This is a genomic window from Cohnella herbarum, assembly GCF_012849095.1.
GTDB lineage: Bacteria > Bacillota > Bacilli > Paenibacillales > Paenibacillaceae > Cohnella > Cohnella herbarum.
This window is the reverse complement of the sequence record NZ_CP051680.1, coordinates 3864468-3881866: the sequence shown is the minus strand read 5'-3', so window position 1 is coordinate 3881866 and position 17399 is coordinate 3864468. Positions and strand designations below refer to the sequence as shown.

The 17399-nt window shown below is 49.7% G+C and carries 10 protein-coding genes; 9 read left to right on the top strand and 1 reads right to left on the bottom strand.

Going from position 1 to position 17399, the window contains the following annotated elements; translation table 11 throughout:
• The 5 genes from HH215_RS16810 to HH215_RS16790 all read left to right on the top strand — a co-directional run bounded on the left by HH215_RS16810 (nt 1) and on the right by HH215_RS16790 (nt 7043).
• Entirely contained in the window at nt 1-1722 is a 1722-nt protein-coding gene (locus tag HH215_RS16810) for a dihydroxy-acid dehydratase (RefSeq protein WP_169280960.1), read from the top strand.
• 50 nt (nt 1723-1772) lie between these two features.
• Entirely contained in the window at nt 1773-2705 is a 933-nt protein-coding gene (locus tag HH215_RS16805) for a hypothetical protein (protein WP_169280959.1), read from the top strand.
• A gap of 35 nt (nt 2706-2740) precedes the next feature.
• Nucleotides 2741-4198 carry an alpha-ketoglutaric semialdehyde dehydrogenase GucD gene (gene gucD / locus HH215_RS16800; protein ID WP_169280958.1) on the top strand — a complete coding sequence of 486 codons (1458 nt, stop codon included), beginning with the start codon at nt 2741-2743 and terminating at the stop codon, nt 4196-4198.
• A 262-nt stretch (nt 4199-4460) separates the two neighbouring features.
• Nucleotides 4461-5075: a hypothetical protein gene (locus HH215_RS16795; RefSeq protein ID WP_169278025.1), complete on the top strand. Its 615-nt coding sequence runs from the start codon at nt 4461-4463 to the stop codon at nt 5073-5075.
• 141 nt (nt 5076-5216) lie between these two features.
• Complete coding sequence (locus HH215_RS16790) at nt 5217-7043, top strand: cyclic nucleotide-binding domain-containing protein (protein WP_169280957.1); 1827 nt, start codon at nt 5217-5219, stop codon at nt 7041-7043.
• Between the two features lie 3 nt (nt 7044-7046).
• Here the strand turns inward: HH215_RS16790 and HH215_RS16785 are convergent, their stop codons facing one another.
• Nucleotides 7047-7730 (bottom strand): Crp/Fnr family transcriptional regulator, encoded by a 684-nt coding sequence (locus HH215_RS16785; protein ID WP_169280956.1) that lies wholly within the window; start codon nt 7728-7730, stop codon nt 7047-7049.
• Nucleotides 7731-8067: 337 nt separating this feature from the next.
• On the opposite strand from HH215_RS16785, the gene HH215_RS16780 reads away from it, so the two are divergent.
• From HH215_RS16780 to HH215_RS16765, 4 genes are all read left to right on the top strand, one after another.
• Nucleotides 8068-8820 carry an S-layer homology domain-containing protein gene (locus tag HH215_RS16780; protein WP_169280955.1) on the top strand — a complete coding sequence of 251 codons (753 nt, stop codon included), beginning with the start codon at nt 8068-8070 and terminating at the stop codon, nt 8818-8820.
• A gap of 218 nt (nt 8821-9038) precedes the next feature.
• Nucleotides 9039-13013, top strand: coding sequence for an S-layer homology domain-containing protein (locus HH215_RS16775; protein WP_169280954.1), 3975 nt, complete (start codon nt 9039-9041; stop codon nt 13011-13013).
• Between the two features lie 185 nt (nt 13014-13198).
• Nucleotides 13199-14347 (top strand): response regulator, encoded by a 1149-nt coding sequence (locus HH215_RS16770; RefSeq protein ID WP_169280953.1) that lies wholly within the window; start codon nt 13199-13201, stop codon nt 14345-14347.
• A complete protein-coding gene (locus tag HH215_RS16765) occupies nt 14344-17388 on the top strand; it encodes an ATP-binding protein (protein ID WP_169280952.1) in 3045 nt (1014 codons plus the stop codon). The genes HH215_RS16770 and HH215_RS16765 overlap by 4 nt, the downstream gene beginning before the upstream one ends.
• The last annotated feature ends 11 nt before the right edge of the window (nt 17389-17399 follow it).

The following is a 17399-nucleotide window of genomic DNA, read 5'->3' as shown; positions in this document are numbered from 1 at the left end:
ATGTCTTTGCGCAGCGATCGGTGGTTCAAACATCCGTCCAAGGAAACGCGATTCCAGCATTTGTCCGCCATGAGGGCGAATGGACATGTTCCGGAATCCTTCGTAGGCAAACCCATTATCGGCATATTCAACTCGTGGAGCGATTTGAATAGCTGCAATGCGCCTCATAAAGAGTTAGTCGAATTCGTCAAACGCGGGGTGCTGCTCGCCGGAGGTTATCCGCTGGAGATGCATACGATTACGGCTCCCGCGGATTTTATGAAACCTTCGGATCTGCCTTATCGCAACTTGATGGCGATGGACTTCGAGGAATCCATACGGGCATTGCCGATCGACGGCGCGGTCATGCTCTGCGAATGCGACAAGACGACTCCCGCCCAGCTTATGGGCGCGGCCAGCAGCAATATCCCGTCGCTTCAGCTTGCCGCCGGGCATCGGGCGTCGGGAACTTTTCGCGGGAAGAAAGTGAATTACGGTACCGATCTATGGCGGTTAATGGATGATTACAATGCCGGACTGTTAACCGAAGAGGAATGGACGGAGCTGGAAAAATGCATTTCGTGCACGCAGGGAGGGTGCCCCGTTATGGGGACCTCCTCCAGCATGAAATGCTTGTCCGAGATGCTCGGCATGATGCTTCCGGGCACGTCCACGATTCCGGCTACGCATGCAAGCCGCAAATGGGCGGCGGAAGAGACGGGGAAACGAATCGTAGCGATGGTCAAGGAGGGATTGACTCCGTCCAGCCTGATGACGGAAGCCGCATTCGATAACGCCATCAAGCTGCTCGCGGCGATCGGGGGCTCCACCAATGCGGTTATCCACTTGACCGCGATCGCGGGGCGCCTGGGCATTCGCATTCCCTTGAAGCGTTATGAAGAACTGTCCGCGGGCATTCCGTTGATGGTTAATCTTCAGCCGAGCGGCGAGCACAGCATGGACGATTTTTTCGAAGCGGGCGGGCTTGGCGCCGTGATCGGCAGGTTGCTTCCTCAATTGGACGCGACCCGTCTTACCGCTATGGGAACTACGCTTGAAGAAGCCTATCGCGATGCGCCCTCTTACCGCGACGATATCATTTCCACATTAGGCGAACCCTTCAAAACGGATGTCGGCCTTGCCGTGCTCACGGGTAATTTGGCGCCTTCCGGCGCGATCCTGAAACGCTCCGCGAGTTCGTTTATCAACGGGAAGCACAGGGGTCAAGCGATCGTATTCGATAGTTATGAAGACATGCATGAACGAATAGATAGCGAAGAACTGGAAGTAGACGAGACGTCGGTGCTCGTTCTGCGAAATTGCGGTCCGGTCGGCGCCGGGATGCCCGAATGGGGAGCGCTGCCGATTCCGAAAAAGCTGTTGAAGCAGGGCGTGCGGGATATGGTCAGAATTAGCGATGCGCGAATGAGCGGAACAAGCTTCGGAACCAATATCCTTCACGTTTCTCCGGAAGCTCAGCTCGGAGGACCGCTCGCGGCGATCCACAGCGGGGATTGGATCGAGGTCGATTTGGAACGGGGAACGCTTCATGTCGAGCTTACAGACGCGGAAATAAGCGAGCGAATGAAAGCTTGGTCGCCTGCTCGCTTGCACAAACGCGGATATATGCGGATGTACGCGGATCATGTCTTGCAAGCCGACGAAGGCTGCGATCTCGACAACCTGCGTCCGGCTTCCGAAGATGAAGTTCCATTCGTCGAACCGACCGTAGGAAGAGGATAGTTAAATCAGTCAGCCGTTCTAATCGGATGATGACTTTGGAGGAAATAGCGATGAATAGAGCACAAGCATTCGCGGCCAGTCTTGGCCTGCCGGACAAAGATCAGTACCAACTCCCGACAAGCGAAAAGAGATTCGAAGACGGTGCGCATTACCGGGTGGAGATTCCTTCCGTGGAAGGACCCGCAATATTGGAAAGCGTCATCGCCGAGTCCAGGAAATTCGGGATAACGGTGAATCGGGTATCCCAGGGCAGCGGCATTATGCTGTTAAGCGACTCCGAGATCCGCGACATGGCTCAGATGGGGAATACGGAAGGGATGGAAGTGTGCCTCTTCGTCGGTCCTCGAATGAGCTTCGATATCGGCGGGATGGCTCTTAGCGCCAGCGGTAAGGTGCTTGGGGGAAGACATGCGGGGATGGATCAACTGCTCTACGCGTTGGAAGATGTATTTCGCGCGACGGATCTAGGCATTCGCAGCGTACTTGTCGCTGACGAAGGCTTAGTATCGCTGATCGATCAAGCCAAAAACAAAGGACAATTGCCGACCGACTTGGTCGTCAAGATCTCCGCGATGATGAGTCCGACTAACCCGGTAAGCGCAAAAATCATAACGGAGCTTGGCGGCAATACGTTGAATTTGACCGGAGATATTACGCTTCCGCAATTGTCTTCGATTCGTACGGTCGTTGACGCGCCCGTTGATCTCTATATCGAGTCGCCGGACGATATGGGCGGGTTTATTCGGAATTACGAGATTCCGGAAATCGTAAGAATCGCCTCGCCGGTTTACTTGAAATTCGGTCTGCGCAACGCGACTAGCGTTTACCCTGCAGGGGCTCATAACAAAGAGGTGGCCAGAATCCAATGCATGGAAAAAGTGAACAGAGCCCATCTGGGTCTGCAATTGCTGGAACGGCATAATTCCGTTGCCGTTCAATCCGGCAAGTTCGCTAAAGGCTTGGGAATTCCTGCCGTCGACTAATGCTTTAACCAAGCTTTATGGAGGGAATAGAAAAAATGACGATAGAGCAAACTTATCTGAACTATATCGACGGGAAATGGAGCCCATCCGTAACGGGAAGGGTGACCGCGAGCCTTAATCCGGCCGATACGAAAGACATCGTCGGCTATGTGCAAGATTCCGGCGAAGCGGATCTCGAGCTTGCGGTGAGCGCGGCCAATCGTGCCAAGGGGGCATGGCGTAAGCTCTCTGGCGCGGCGCGGGGCGATTATCTATTCAAGGCGGCCAATCTGTTGGAGGCGAGGTTAGCCGATATCGCCGAAACGATGATGCGCGAGATGGGCAAAACCTTAGCCGAATGCAAGGGCGAAACGGCTCGCGGCGTCGCGATTCTCCGTTATTATGCCGGGGAAGGCATGCGGAAGATCGGCGACGTTATTCCATCGACAGACAATGAAGCCATGATGTTCACCACTCGGGTGCCTCTTGGGGTCGTAGGCGTCATAACGCCGTGGAATTTCCCGGTCGCGATCCCGATGTGGAAAATGGCGCCGGCGCTTATCTACGGGAATACGGTCGTGATAAAACCGGCTATCGAAACGTCCATTACGGCTGCCAAGCTTCTGGCTTGTTTTGAAGAAGCGGGTCTTCCGCCGGGCGTTGTCAATATGGTTACCGGCGACGGAGCAACGATCGGCGGCGGCATTGCGCGGCATCCCGATATTCAAGGCATCACCTTTACGGGTTCCAACAAGGTAGGAAAACAGATCGGACAAACCGCTCTATCCCGCGGCGCGAAGTATCAATTGGAAATGGGCGGGAAAAATCCGCTTATCGTCGCGGAAGACGCGAACCTCGATCTGGCGGTAGAAGCGGCGATCAGCGGCGGATTGAAATCAACCGGACAGAAGTGTACCGCAACGAGCAGAATTCTCGTACAGGCTTCGGTCTATGAAATTTTCCGTGCCAAGCTGGTGGATCAAGTGAAGCGGCTGAAGCTGGGGAACGGAAACGATTCCGCGACGTGGATGGGACCTTGCGCGAACGAAAGACAGCGCGATACCGTTCTCTCTTACATCGACAAGGGGATCGCGGAAGGCGCGAGCTTGCTTTGCGGGGGAGGCGTCCCTGCCGACGAGGAATTAAAGAGCGGTTATTACGTGCAACCGACCGTATTCGACGGGGTGACTTCGAAGATGACGATCGCTCAAGAGGAAATCTTCGGGCCGGTGCTGGCGCTTATCCCTTTCAATGATTTGGAGGAAGCGATCTCGCTTGCAAACGACGTGGAATACGGACTAAGCGCCTCCATTTTCACGCAAAATATCGGGAACATTCTCGCTTTTATCGCCGATATGGATGCAGGCTTAGTCCGCATTAATGCTGAAACGGCAGGCGTCGAGCTGCAAGCTCCGTTCGGCGGAATGAAGCAATCCAGCTCTCACTCGAGAGAGCAAGGGCAGGCGGCCATCGAGTTCTTCACTTCGATTAAAACGGTTTTCCTGAAGGCTTAGCAGGAATTTAATAAGATATGACAGGAGAAGACAACCTTGATGGTTGTCTTTTTCTTCTAACCTTATCATTCTTAAACCGGACTTTGCTTGAGCGAAAAGGGACTAATCAGTTACGTCCACTCAGCAACGGAGCAGGCAAAGTCTCGCTTCTTTTTTGAAGCGTGCCCAGAGGCACGCATTCATTTTGTAGCCCCCGTTACAGAAAAAAACAGTAAAATGTAATATGATATAAAAAGCGAATAACTTTCAAAAGGAGTACGACATGAACAAAAAAATGATTTTATCCTCATTAGGCACTTTTGTAGTAGGCATATTGGTGGGGGGAGCACTGTTGTATAACGACGATGTGTACAGTGCGGTGAAGAAAACAATCACGGGAGAGGACTTGCAAAACACGGTAGGGGCAATTACTACAGCGGATTTACAAACAATGGATATTGTATCAGCCATGGCGGCGGTACAATCGCAACGCGCAAAGCTACTAGAAGATCAACTGAAATCGCAAATATCTGCTGTACAATCGAATAATGAAAAGGTAGCAAAATTGAATTATGTGCTGGCGGGATTGTATCAAGTAAAAGGCAGGTTCGGCGCGAGTGCGCCAGCTAATGCAGCGGTCACTAGCAAAGAACAGAGTGATTTAAGTCAATTGTATTCGGCTGCCGGATTAAAGGAAATACCGAAGACGAAGAGCGAGGTAGATGCGCATATTAGCTCTGTAAAACAATCGATTGATGCGCTTTCTAATAGTCAACAAATGGAAATGCTTAGGTTACAGTCATTGTCGAACAAACGTAACGAAGCTTTTGATGTCATGACTAATTTCGTTAAAAAGATGCAGGATTCTCGCAGCTCGATTATTGGGAATATGCGCTAATCTGGTTTGCACGAGTGAAGAGAATAGGATTGTAGGTCTTGTATCTAGTATACATGCCCTGCAATCCTATTTACGTTGTATACACTCTAACATCGATACATAGTAAAATAGGCATATAAGTAGGGTAGGGAGAGGGAATGAGTGGACTTAGACGCTATAGAGAAATGGCTTCGACAACATCCTTTGTTACAAGGGATTCCGGACAATGAGATCGAGATGGTTGCACGTTCAATCGAAGTCCACACCTTCGAGCCAGAATCGTATTTATTTGTAGAGAATGACCCCTCTTCGGATTGTTATATACTTGTGCAAGGACGTGTGAGCGTTACCAGTCGGAATCTTGTCGGACAGACTCTAACTCTAGCGGAGCTGGGAGCGGGTGAAATCGTTGGCGAGATGGGACTCCTTCGACGAGCACCTCGCTCGGCTTCGATTGAAGCTATGGAGCAGGTGGTAGCAATTCGGCTTGATTATAGCTTATTTGAACGGTTAGCTGATCAAAGTCCGTTGTTCTATCAAAGTATGCTAGTTAATGTGCGATTGCGCTATATCCATAGCTTATTAAGAAAAGCGACGATTTGGTCGACGATTCCTGATTCGGAATTAAGAGGAATTGCTGAGATCACGCAATTAGAATCGCTCAAGCAAGGACACACGATCGTGCGTAAAGGTGAAACGATAACCTCCCTGTATATGATTAGTAGCGGAAGCGTAGAAATACGAAGTAAAGGGAAACATGCGGTCCTTCGGGAAGGCGATTTTTTCGGGGAAACGGAATTGCTGACCGATTTACCGGCATTTTATGAAGTGAAAGTGCTTGAAGATTGTGAACTATTAACGCTGGACCAGTCGTTCTTTCATTCGATATTAACTTATTATAAGCCTGTGAAGCATCAATTATTGACCATGTTAAGCATTCGGAATCCAGCATTATTGAAGTCCGTCGTTGTACCCTATAATCCGGAAGAATTGCAACCTGCAGAACTAGATAAGCAAAATCAGCTGCCGCAAGCCAAAGACAAGTGGATTACATACTTACTGTTGTTAGGCTGTGGATTTGTCGGATTATCAATTCTAGCCTTTTTTGTTTCGAATCTTGGGATACGAATCGCAGTGTTGCTCATGGGTGGCTTGTTTGGACCTGTTACGTTCGTGGCATATGTAAGAAATCAACAAATTCTCGGGTTTCGCGGTTATCGCTTAGCGATGATATTTCTATTGACTGGACTTGTGGCGATTCCGGCTGCTTTTGCTTTGGAACGATTATGGATGGTCGCTCCATCTGTTGCTCCGCCGTTTCTAGGTTCTTTCTATAACCCGATAATCGTAGCGATTGTGGAGGAATGCTGTAAGCTGCTCGTTTTTTTCATTCTTTTGCGTAGACATCAGGTTCGATTTTTGATGGATGCTATTGTGTTTGGCGCTGCGGCAGGTATGGGGTTTGCAGCGATCGAGAGTATATTATATGGCTGGACAAATTTACAATCCGATTCTTCATTATCGATGCTCGTTGTCTTGTGGGTGCGTACGTTGCTTTCTCCATTCGGACACGGTACGTGGACAGCGATTGCCGCGGTTGGATTATGGATGGGTTTAGCGAAACATACGACACTACAAATTCAGCCACGTAATCAATGGGCAAAAATAGGGATGTTTTCTGGTTTATTCGCTGTCTCTTTAGGCCTGCATACGTTATGGAATTATTCGTACCCATCAGGAAGTTTTAGACTGCTTGCAATGGGAGCTATTGGGGCTATCGGTATTGGTTTATTATTGGGGCTTATTCGACGAGGACGCCAGCTTGAATTTGGCACATTACGTGCTTTGAATCCAGAAGATACGCGAGTCGGAGGCTCATCGAGTCGTGCAGATTTGGTTTGTAATGGGTGTGGCACGTATTCTCCGCCGAATAGCAGATATTGCACACGATGCGGGCAAGCTTTGCGTATTCGAGCCGTAGGGAAATGATAATCAAACTGCGCCAAACATAGTTCTAAGGGCATCAATGTTACACACGAGTATTTTCTTCTGATCAATACGAATGAATTGCTCTTGTTGTAATTCAAGCAATGATTTGGTCACTGTCTCCCTCGCGGTTCCCGTCATATCTGCCATCTGCTGATGCGTTAGTTTCACATCAATTAAAATACCATCAGAAGATGGGAGGCCATATTGTTCAGATAGTCGTATCAACATGTGAGCAATGCGCGTTCGTACATCGATTATGGTCAATTCCGTTATTAATTTATTGGCATCACGTAGACGATCCAAGGTTGTTTCCAATATGCCGATCATGATTTCAGGCTTGCTTTTTAATAAGGGAATGAAATCGCGTTTTTTTAATACGCATAAGGTGGATTTCTCGATCGTTCTTGCAGAAGCAGAGCGAACTCTTTCATTTTGCAACAAAGCCATCTCTCCAAAGAAATCGCCTTCTCTAAAAATAGAAAAGATCACGTCCCTAGAGCTGTTATTTTGATAGATTTGAATAACCCCTGATATAACCAGAAAGAGCTCATCCCCTTCATCGCCTTCAAAGAAGATGGACTCCCCTTTTTTATAAATACGCGTACTACATAACTTAGAAATCTCAGCGATATGCTCATCATCAAGATGCTCGAAGAATGGAAAATCTCGTAAGAAATGTATGTTCATCCGTAGAACTCCTCTAGTATGACATTCAATATTAGCCTAGCAGAACAGTGAACAACACTCAAGTTAAGTGGAGACTGTAAGAGGAGTTCTGAAAGGAACTAATCGTTTTCGAATACTAAATTTGCTCCGGAAAGCAGCATTACCCGCGCTGAATTCGTGACGATGCTGGTTCATGCGCTTAATTGTTGGCTTTTTTCGACTTTTTTTTGCGAAATACTAACTTTCGTTAGGTTTTTTTTAATAGTTTGTCAGAAATCATTTAGATGCAGACAAGTATTTCATATTGACAGCTGATATTGATCTAGATGTAAGTCCCTATAATCAGGAAGAGGGTTGGGTGCGGATAGGCGACGTCGATTATCATTTTTTAGGAAACATAGACGGTAACGGTTATACAATAACGGGGCTAACGAGTAATAGGCCAGGAGATGCGGTCACGGTCTCTATTCCGACAGGTGCGACAGACAAAGAGCTGAAATTAACGATAACCAAATTACTAGATACTCAAAGTCTTGTAACGAATAAACAAGTTCTAGCAACCTCAATCTATGAGATTCTGAAGAACTTCCCGGAGAACTTCGGTAAGCCGGTCACGCTGACCTTCGTGTTCGATCCAGCAAGCGTGAAGAAAGATCAAAGGCCAGCCATATTCTACTATGATGAAGTGAAGAAGGTATGGGTGGAAGTTAAGGGCGGCAAGATTAACGGAAATCGAATTAGCGTAGATGTTGATCATTTTACGAAGTTTGCGGTAATCGTAGTAGATCCAACGGTAGTTGTACCTGAACCGGAGCAACCAAAGGAACCAACGGGCATCGATGCAGAAGTTAAATTCGGCGATATCGCGGGACATTGGGGTACGCGTGCCGAGATGGCGGCGATGATCGCTAACGCATTGCGACAACCGATCGAAGCCAATGCCGTAACCGGCTTCGCGGATGATAAGGACATTCGGGCTTGGGCAAAAGGCAGCGTTGCGATCGTGAAGCAAGCAGGTATCATACAAGGGAAAAGCGGCCCTCAAGACAATGCGACAAGGGCAGAGGCTGTAACGGTACTGATGAAAATGCTGGCGCTACAGAGCAAGTAATAATATTTAAGCCGGGTGCCAATAGACATGAAAGCAAAGAGCTCAAGCTGGCTGCTTGAGCTCTTTGCCGTTTCGGTTATGACTTCCATTGAGAGCTTATTGAGGACAGTGGATCTTTTGTTTGCGACAAATTTCGCGGCTTTCTCTGTTTATTCTGCGTTTATCCCACTCTTCTATAATGAAGGGCGGAAGAATCGTAGAATCGAATGGGAGGCTATATGATGTTGATAAGCAAAGAGAAACGGATCGGCAATTGGTTCGGGCAGAGAAGCAAGATGGCGATTTGCTTTGTTCTTGCATTTCTATTGGCGTTGCCGGTACTGGCGGGAGGGAATGTCGCTCAAGCGGCATCCGACACGAGTAGTTGGATGCTTGTGGACGACGGCGGACTTGCCAAAAATACGACACAAGCTTCTTATAAAGCCGACCTTATCGAGTATAAGGGGAACCTATATGTCTTATGGTCGGAAGAAGCCAGCGGCACTTCGCAAATGCACGCGATGAAATACGATGGAACGGGTTGGCTCTCCGTGGACGAACCTCAATCGGGATGCATCCCTTCCGGTTGCTTGAATGCGCACGGAGCCGAAAATAAACTAGGCAATCGAGCGGATTCTCCGTCGCTTGCCGTTTATAAGGAAAAATTATATGCCGCTTGGCACGAAGGATATTTGGGGATCAACTTGCAAGCCAGAGTCAGACAGTTTGACGGGGATAATTGGACGACCGTAGACGGCGGTACGCTTAATGTGGCGGATGAACTGACGTATGATCCGCGAATAACGATTTTTAACGATGAGCTGTATGCGATATGGCAAGAAAACTCCAAAATTCAGGTAAAAAAGCACGATGGTACAGGAACGGAATGGCAAATCGTCTCTCCGAGCTCGAGTCTGAGCGTAAATGGGGCAGCGCAACCTCAATTGGCCGCATACGACGGTTCTTTGTATGCCGTGTGGCGTGAAGAAACGGGCACTCCGGGCGTGCAAGAGATCAAGGTGAGCCGCTATGCCGGAGGAACAGACTGGGTACCGATAGACGAAGGAGGCTTTGGCGTCGATGGGGGTACGAATATCCAACGTCCGAACGTGGCTGTATTCGAGAACAAAATGTACGTCGCTTGGTCGGATAACAATCGGGCTATCCGGGTCAAGTCCTATGACGAACAGAGCGGGTGGCAATGGGCGGATAACAACGCCGGATTAAATTACACCGCTAGCAATAGCATTGACTTACCGAAATTAATCGCGTACGACGGCTATTTGTATGCCGTTTGGGTCGAGTCCGGTACCATCAGGGCGAAGAAGTACGATGGCAACAACTGGACGACCGCCGACAGCGACCATGGGCTCAACGCCCGAATTGGCTCGGTCGCCAATAATCCTTCGCTCGCCGTATATAATGGCAAATTGTTTGCGGTATGGACGGAGAAGTACGACGGCAAGAACCAGGTGCGTGTCGCGCGGATGCCTGTGTTCCAAGCTCCCGACGCCCCGCAGAACGTGAAGGCTGATGCAGGTGATGGAGGAGCGATGATTAAGTTCGATCCGCCGGCGAGCAACGGAGGCAGCCCGATAACGGAATATACCGTAACGTCGAGTCCGGAAGGAATCACGAAGACGGGCAGCGCTAGCCCAATCAAGGTAACAGGTCTGACGAACGGACAAAGCTACACGTTCACCGTGACGGCGAAGAATGCGTCGGGAACTTCGGTAGCATCGACTCCAACAAGCGGCGTAACGCCTAAGGCGGGTTTTAAAAACTTCGTGTCCGGCGAGTTTAACTTCGCGGTAGGGGTGGCGGTGGATCGCGACGGGAATGTCTATGTCGAGAATGCTGAAGACGGGGCTGGATACAGTAGCAAAAGTGAAATTCTCAAATTCGATAAGCACGGCGCGTTTGTGACTGAATTGGGACAATTCGACACTGGGTTTCCGTTATTTAGCACCGGAAAACCTTCGGGCATTGCCGTTACAGTAACTGGAACAGTCTATGCGGTCGATAACAAAAATCACCGAGTGTCTTATTATGATTCCAACGGGAGCTTGTTGGGCGTGCTGGGCGATCGTTCTCAGTTCAACACTCCGCTCGCAATAGCCGTAGACGAGACAAGAGGTAGATTATATGTCGCGGAACAAACTTCAAGAATTAAGGTGCTCGATGACAGCGGTAACGTTCTACAAACGTGGGGAAGTTCTCCAGGCAACGGGTCCGAACAATTTTACAATCCTTCAAGTTTGGGGGTTGACGGCGAAGGCAATGTCTACGTTCTCAACACCGGTAACAGTAAAATAAAGAAATTAAATAGTGATGGGGAATTAATTGGAGAATGGGGAGGGCCTGGCACTTCGGAAGGTCAATTTATTGATCCGGCCGGGATCGCCGTGGACGTAGCCGGCAACGTCTATGTAGCCGATACGTATAAATCTCGGATTCAGAAGTTTGATTCCGAAGGGCGACATCTGGAGACTTGGGCAGCGTGGGGAACGTGGGGCAGCGATGAAGGACAATTCCGCCTTCCATATGGTATAGCGGTAGACATTAACGGTAATGTCTATGTCGCGGATACCGGGAACAACCGTATCCAAGTTTTGCGTAGTGAATCGATAGCGCCATCCATCACGACACACCCATCGGACACAACGGTGACAGCGAATGGCAGCGCCAGCTTCAGCGTGACGGCGACGGGAACGGGATTGACGTACCAGTGGCAAGTGAATAGAGGGGCAGGGTTCGAAAATATAAACGGAGCGACGAACTCGACGCTTACGCTTTCCAATGTCACGACTTCTATGAGCGGTTACCAGTATCGGGTCGTAATCGCCAGCGGTACGCAATCGACGACGTCGAATGCGGCACTGCTGACGGTGAACTCCGAATCGGGCAGTGGATCAGGGCCATCGGGTTCGGGACCGACGCCCCCTGCTGTGAACAATGGGGAGAGCGATGCAGAGATTCTCGTAAACGGTAAAGCGGAGAGCGCAGGCAAAGCAACGACGACTACGGTGAACAACCGGAAGGTAACAACGATAACGGTTGACGCTGCCAAACTGGACAAGCGTCTAGCGGCGGAAGGAGATCGTGCGGTCGTTACGATCCCGGTTAGCGGAGACTCCGACGTCGTTATCGGCGAATTGAACGGTCAAATGATCAAAAACATGGAGAACCGGCAGGCGGTTCTGGAAATTCGCACGAATCGAGGCACTTATACCGTGCCTGCTCTACAAATCGATATTGACGCCATCTCCAAGCAAATCGGCGCTGCAGTCGCATTAAGCGACATTATAATTCGCATCGAAATTTCCGCATCTGCGGCAAATATTGCACAACTGGTGAAAGACGCAGCAGCCAAAGGGGAATTTACGATAGTCGCTCCGCCTGTTGATTTCAAGATCACAAGCTTGCATGGCGACAAAACCGTCGAGATAACGAAGTTTAACGCGTTCGTACAAAGGACGATTGCGATACCGGCAGGCGTAGATCCGAGCCGAATTACAACGGGAATCGTCGTGGACTCGGATGGCAAGGTGCGTCACGTTCCGACTAAGATCATCGTCGTGGACGGCAAGCATTATGCGCAAATCAACAGCTTGACGAACAGCACGTATTCGGTCGTATGGCATCCGATCTCATACAGCGATATGACGAAACATTGGGCGCAAGCCGAGGTGAACGATATGGGTTCGCGCATGGTGATCGAGGGAACGGGCAGCGGCAAGTTCAGCCCGGATCGTGACATCACGCGAGCCGAGTTTGCGGCGATTGTCGTTCGCGGACTGGGACTCAAGCTGGCAAAAGGCGCGACGCCATTCGCGGACGTAGCGGCATCCGACTGGTACGCCGGCGCGGTGAATGCGGCGTACAAATACGGTTTGATCGACGGGGTGGAAAGTGGCAAGTTCCATCCGAATGACCAAATTACGCGGGAACAAGCAATGCTGATCATCGCGAAAGCGATGGCGATAACCGGATTAAAGGAGAAGCTTCCTGCGAAGTCCGAAGATGCCCTTCTAAAAGGATACTCGGACATTTCCGCCCTGTCCGGTTGGGCAAGAAGCGGAGCGGCGGACACCGTGCAGGCTGGCATCCTGACAGGAAGAAACGAAACGACTCTTGCGCCGAAGGCCTACATGACCCGGGCGGAGGTAGCGGTCGTCATCAGCCGATTGTTGAAGCAATCGGGTCTAATCTAGCATTTAGAATCAATAGAAAGCCGCTTTCGACCAACGTTTTTCAGACGATGGCGGAAGCGGCTTTTTTCAAGATCATGTTTCAGAGTCTATTTCTGTTGCTCTTTTTTGTTTATAGTAAATATATGAATACATGTTCTCCGTGCAGCAAGGGATACAGGCAATAAGCGTTAAGGAGACGAGAGCCTATGATTCGTGTAATGCTCATTGATGATGAGGAAGATGCGCTGGATTTATTGGAAATTTTGCTTGGACAAATTGGGAATGTCAAAGTAGTAGGCAGGTATATCAATCCGGTTCAAGCGATTGAAGCTTTAGGTAATTCCGCAGTAGATGCAGTGTTCATGGATAACCAGATGCCGGGAATGAAGGGCACGGAAGCTGCCAGAGTAATCAGAAGCATGATTCCGCGAATACCTATCGTATTCACGACGGCATATGCGGAATACGCGGTCGAAGCGTTTGAAATTCAATCTACCGATTACCTGCTGAAACCGTTAACGATAGATAGATTGCAGAACACGGTTGCGCGCATTCAACAATCGTTACCCGAGTCTGTCAATCAAGCGCGTCAGAACGATAGCATTACCCCGACGGTCTATTGTCTGGGCGGCTTCCATATTGGATTGCCGGGTGATGCGAGCAAGACGCTAACATGGAAGACAAAGAAGGAAAAGGAGCTTTGCGCGTTTCTGATCCATTATGCGGGAAAATCCGTGAATACGGCATCGATCATCGAAGCGATATGGCCGGGATACGATCTGAACAAGGCGAAAACCTATTTATATACGTGCTTGTCCTATTTAAGGAAAAGCTTGGCCGAGCACCATATTGCGATACATATACGCAAAGCAGATCAAGGTTTCGTAGCTGTAATGGATGGGCCGACCGTCGATGTAACCGAATTTGAGCTGCTACTGAGCAACATCATGGCCGAAGAGGAAATGGATGAGAAGTCTTACGTCAAAATGAATCAGAAGTATACAGGCGAATATATGGAAGGCTGCGATTTCGGTTGGGCTACCGCCAAACAGTTGGAGATTAAAGCCTCTTTTGTCCGAGTGCTTCGTAAATGGTGCGCGTATTTTCGAAGTCAGGGCAATTTTGCGCTAGCGGTAGACAGCATGCAAAACCTATTGTCGCTTGCCCCTGATTCCGAGATTGACGGTCGCGAGTTAATCAAGCTGCATCTTAGCATAGGTAATCGTAACGAGGCTTATCGGGCCTGTTTGCAATTGGAACAAGCGGTTCGCTTTCAATTAGGAGCAGGGCTGGAGGAAGAGACATTGCGGCTATTCGAACAAACGAAAGACAAGACAGAGCGGCGAGTCCGATGAGAAAAAAAGTTGCGGCGGCGCTGATCACGTTCTCTCTATTGTTTGCAACCTATGGAATTTTATTGTCCTACGTCAATTTTCATAAGAAGCCCCTGCCTTTAGCGGTGAACGGATTAATGGACTTAACGGCGTGGAAGTTCGAAGAAGCTGGAGTCATCCGATTGGACGGGCAGTGGGAGTTATATCCGAATCAGCTGTTATCCCATCAGTCTTCCCTTTCCTCTCCTGTTGCAAGGGGAGCGCATGCGATAATTCAAGTTCCCGGAACGTGGTCAACGCAGATGGATACGATCGGCATGGCAACCTACCGATTGCAGCTCCGAGTCGATAATGCAAGCGCGGTGTATGGATTAAAAACAGCTGCCGTGCTGATTTCCAATCGACTTATCGTCAATGGTCAAATCGTCGGATCAAGCGGGAATCCGGCCGAGAAGCAACATTACAAAGCGCTTAACAAACCGTATGTTAGCTACTTTACGCTGCAACCGGGCTGGAATGAAATTTTGGTAGAGGTAGCCAATTATGAATTTCACGTAGGCAGCGGGATCAGAGAATCCCTCCTCTTGGGCAAGGCCGACCAAATTGCCGGAGTTCGCGATCGAGCGACGGCTCATGATTGGATCGGGTTAACCGCCTTCCTGATCATGGGATTATATTTCATCGGATTATTTGCTCAACGTAGAAACGATTATTCGCTTGCGGTATTCGGCTTCGTTTGCATATGTATCGCTTTATTTACAAGCGTTAGCGGCGAAAGAGTGCTATTCGATGCGGTGGGCCCGTTTCCGTTCTGGCTTTATTTCCGCATTCAGATGGCTGCGACGGTTGGCGTAGGCGTTGGCTTTTTACTTTATGTGTATACCGCTTTCCGGCCCTATTGCTTTAAGTGGTTCACGCGAGGCGGGTTGGCTTTAGGGGTCATACTTGCCGTGCTGAATATCGGCTTCGCTTCCCAGCTTTCAACAGGACCGTTTCGTCAATTGACGTCGTTATACGTTACGGTCTCGTTGCTGTACGCAACGTATGTATTCGTGTATACGGTCCTGCACAAAGTAGCGGGCAGCGGGTATTTGGCCGTGGCTGCCATGGCTTTGAATGCGCTGGCGCTGAACCAGAATATGAACGTTTACTTCGGCGTGCCGATCTATGAACTGCCCCCGATCGAACCTTTTCTTGTTCTGCTGATGCTTGGCTTGCTGATGTCGCTCCGTTTCTCGAACGCTTTCCGGAAAATCGAAGAGCTGTCCGGGCAATTGTTGCAGGCAGATAAGCTAAAAGATGATTTTCTAGCCCGAACCTCGCACGAGTTCAAAACGCCGCTGCACGGCGTGATGAATATTTCCCGGTCGTTGCTGGATGATGCCTCGCAACCGCCATCAGCCGAACAAAGGGAAAAGCTTCAGTTGATTACCGACATTATGAGGAAGCTTTCACAGCTCGTTTACGATATTTTGGACTTATCGAAGCTGAAGCAAGGCGAACTGAGAATCGTTCCGAAGCCAATCGACGTTCGTTCTGTCGTAGAGGTGCAAGTGCGCTTCTATTCGTATCTGTGCACGGAAAATCATATTCAACTGGTGAATAATGTGCCTGCGGAGTTGCCCTCCGCTTTAGCCGATGAAATCCGCCTGAGCCAGGTGATCGGAAATTTGCTGGACAATGCGATTAAGCATACGGAGAACGGAAGGATTGTCATTACCGGCAGGGAGTATGGCGGTAGGCTCGAAATTGCCGTGCAGGATACAGGAGAAGGCATCGAACCCCAAGACATTCCTTTTATTTTTGAACCGTTTAAGTCGCTTGAGGGAGATAATCGCCGCGGCTTCGGATTAGGGCTGCCGATTGCCAAACAATTGGTCGAGCTGCAAAACGGCACGCTTTCGGTTGCTTCCACGCCGGGCGTCGGCTCCACATTTACGATTACGCTTCCCATCGCAAATCAAGTAAAAGATGAGTTGTCATCCGTGTCCGGGAGCGCGTTCGTACCCAAAGAGGCGGAATATTCTTTCGCTACGCCACTTCATTCGAATCAGAGCGGTAAGCATACGATACTGATCGTTGACGATCAATATATTAACCTCAAGGTGTTGCTGGATGCGCTTCAGACTCCGGAATATCACGTCATCGCGGTCAAGAACGGGTATGAGGCGCTGGAGCAGATCAATCAGTGGGGCAGAATCGATCTTGTTATTCTCGATCTAATGATGCCTGGCATGTCGGGTTATGAGGTGTGTCAGGAAATTCGCAAAAGGTATTCGTTATTGGAGCTGCCCGTCTTGATGGTAACGGCAGCTATTCAGCCGCAGGATAAGGTGGCGGCCTTCCAAGCGGGAGCGAACGATTACTTGCCTAAGCCGTTCGATCTGGAAGAGCTGAAGGCCAGAATCGGCAGCCTGCTCGCGATGAAGGAATCGCTCGGTCGGGCGGTCCACATGGAAGTGGCGTTTCTGCAATCGCAGATCAAGCCGCATTTTCTGTACAACGTGCTGAACAGTATTGTGGCATCAAGCTATACGGATGCGGAGCGCGCGCGGAAAATGATTGCCGATCTAGCCGATTACTTGCGTGGGAGCTTCCGGTTCAGCAATACGGAGGAACGCATCGGGTTTGCAGAAGAGTTTAGCCTCATTCGAACTTATGTGGAGATCGAGCGAGCTCGATTCAAAGATCGTATTCGCTTCGAGTACGATCTCCCCGAGGCTGTTAATAGCTTGCGTATGCCGCCGCTTTTGTTGCAGCCTCTTGTCGAGAATGCGATTCGTCATGGCATCGGCAATCGTATGGAAGGCGGCACGGTGACGATTACGGCGGAGCAAACGGTTGGGCACTGGCGGTTTATTGTCGCCGATGATGGCGTGGGGATCGCGCCCGATCGGTTGAAGACGTTGCTTGAACGAACCGATGGGGACGAAGTTCAAGGGGTAGGCTTGCGGAATATTAACAAACGGCTGAAATACGAATACGGGACTTCGCTGGAACTGGAAAGCGAGCCGGGGCTCGGCACGAAAGTTGTCATACGCATTCCGGAATCACGGGTTTGACGCGTTGTACC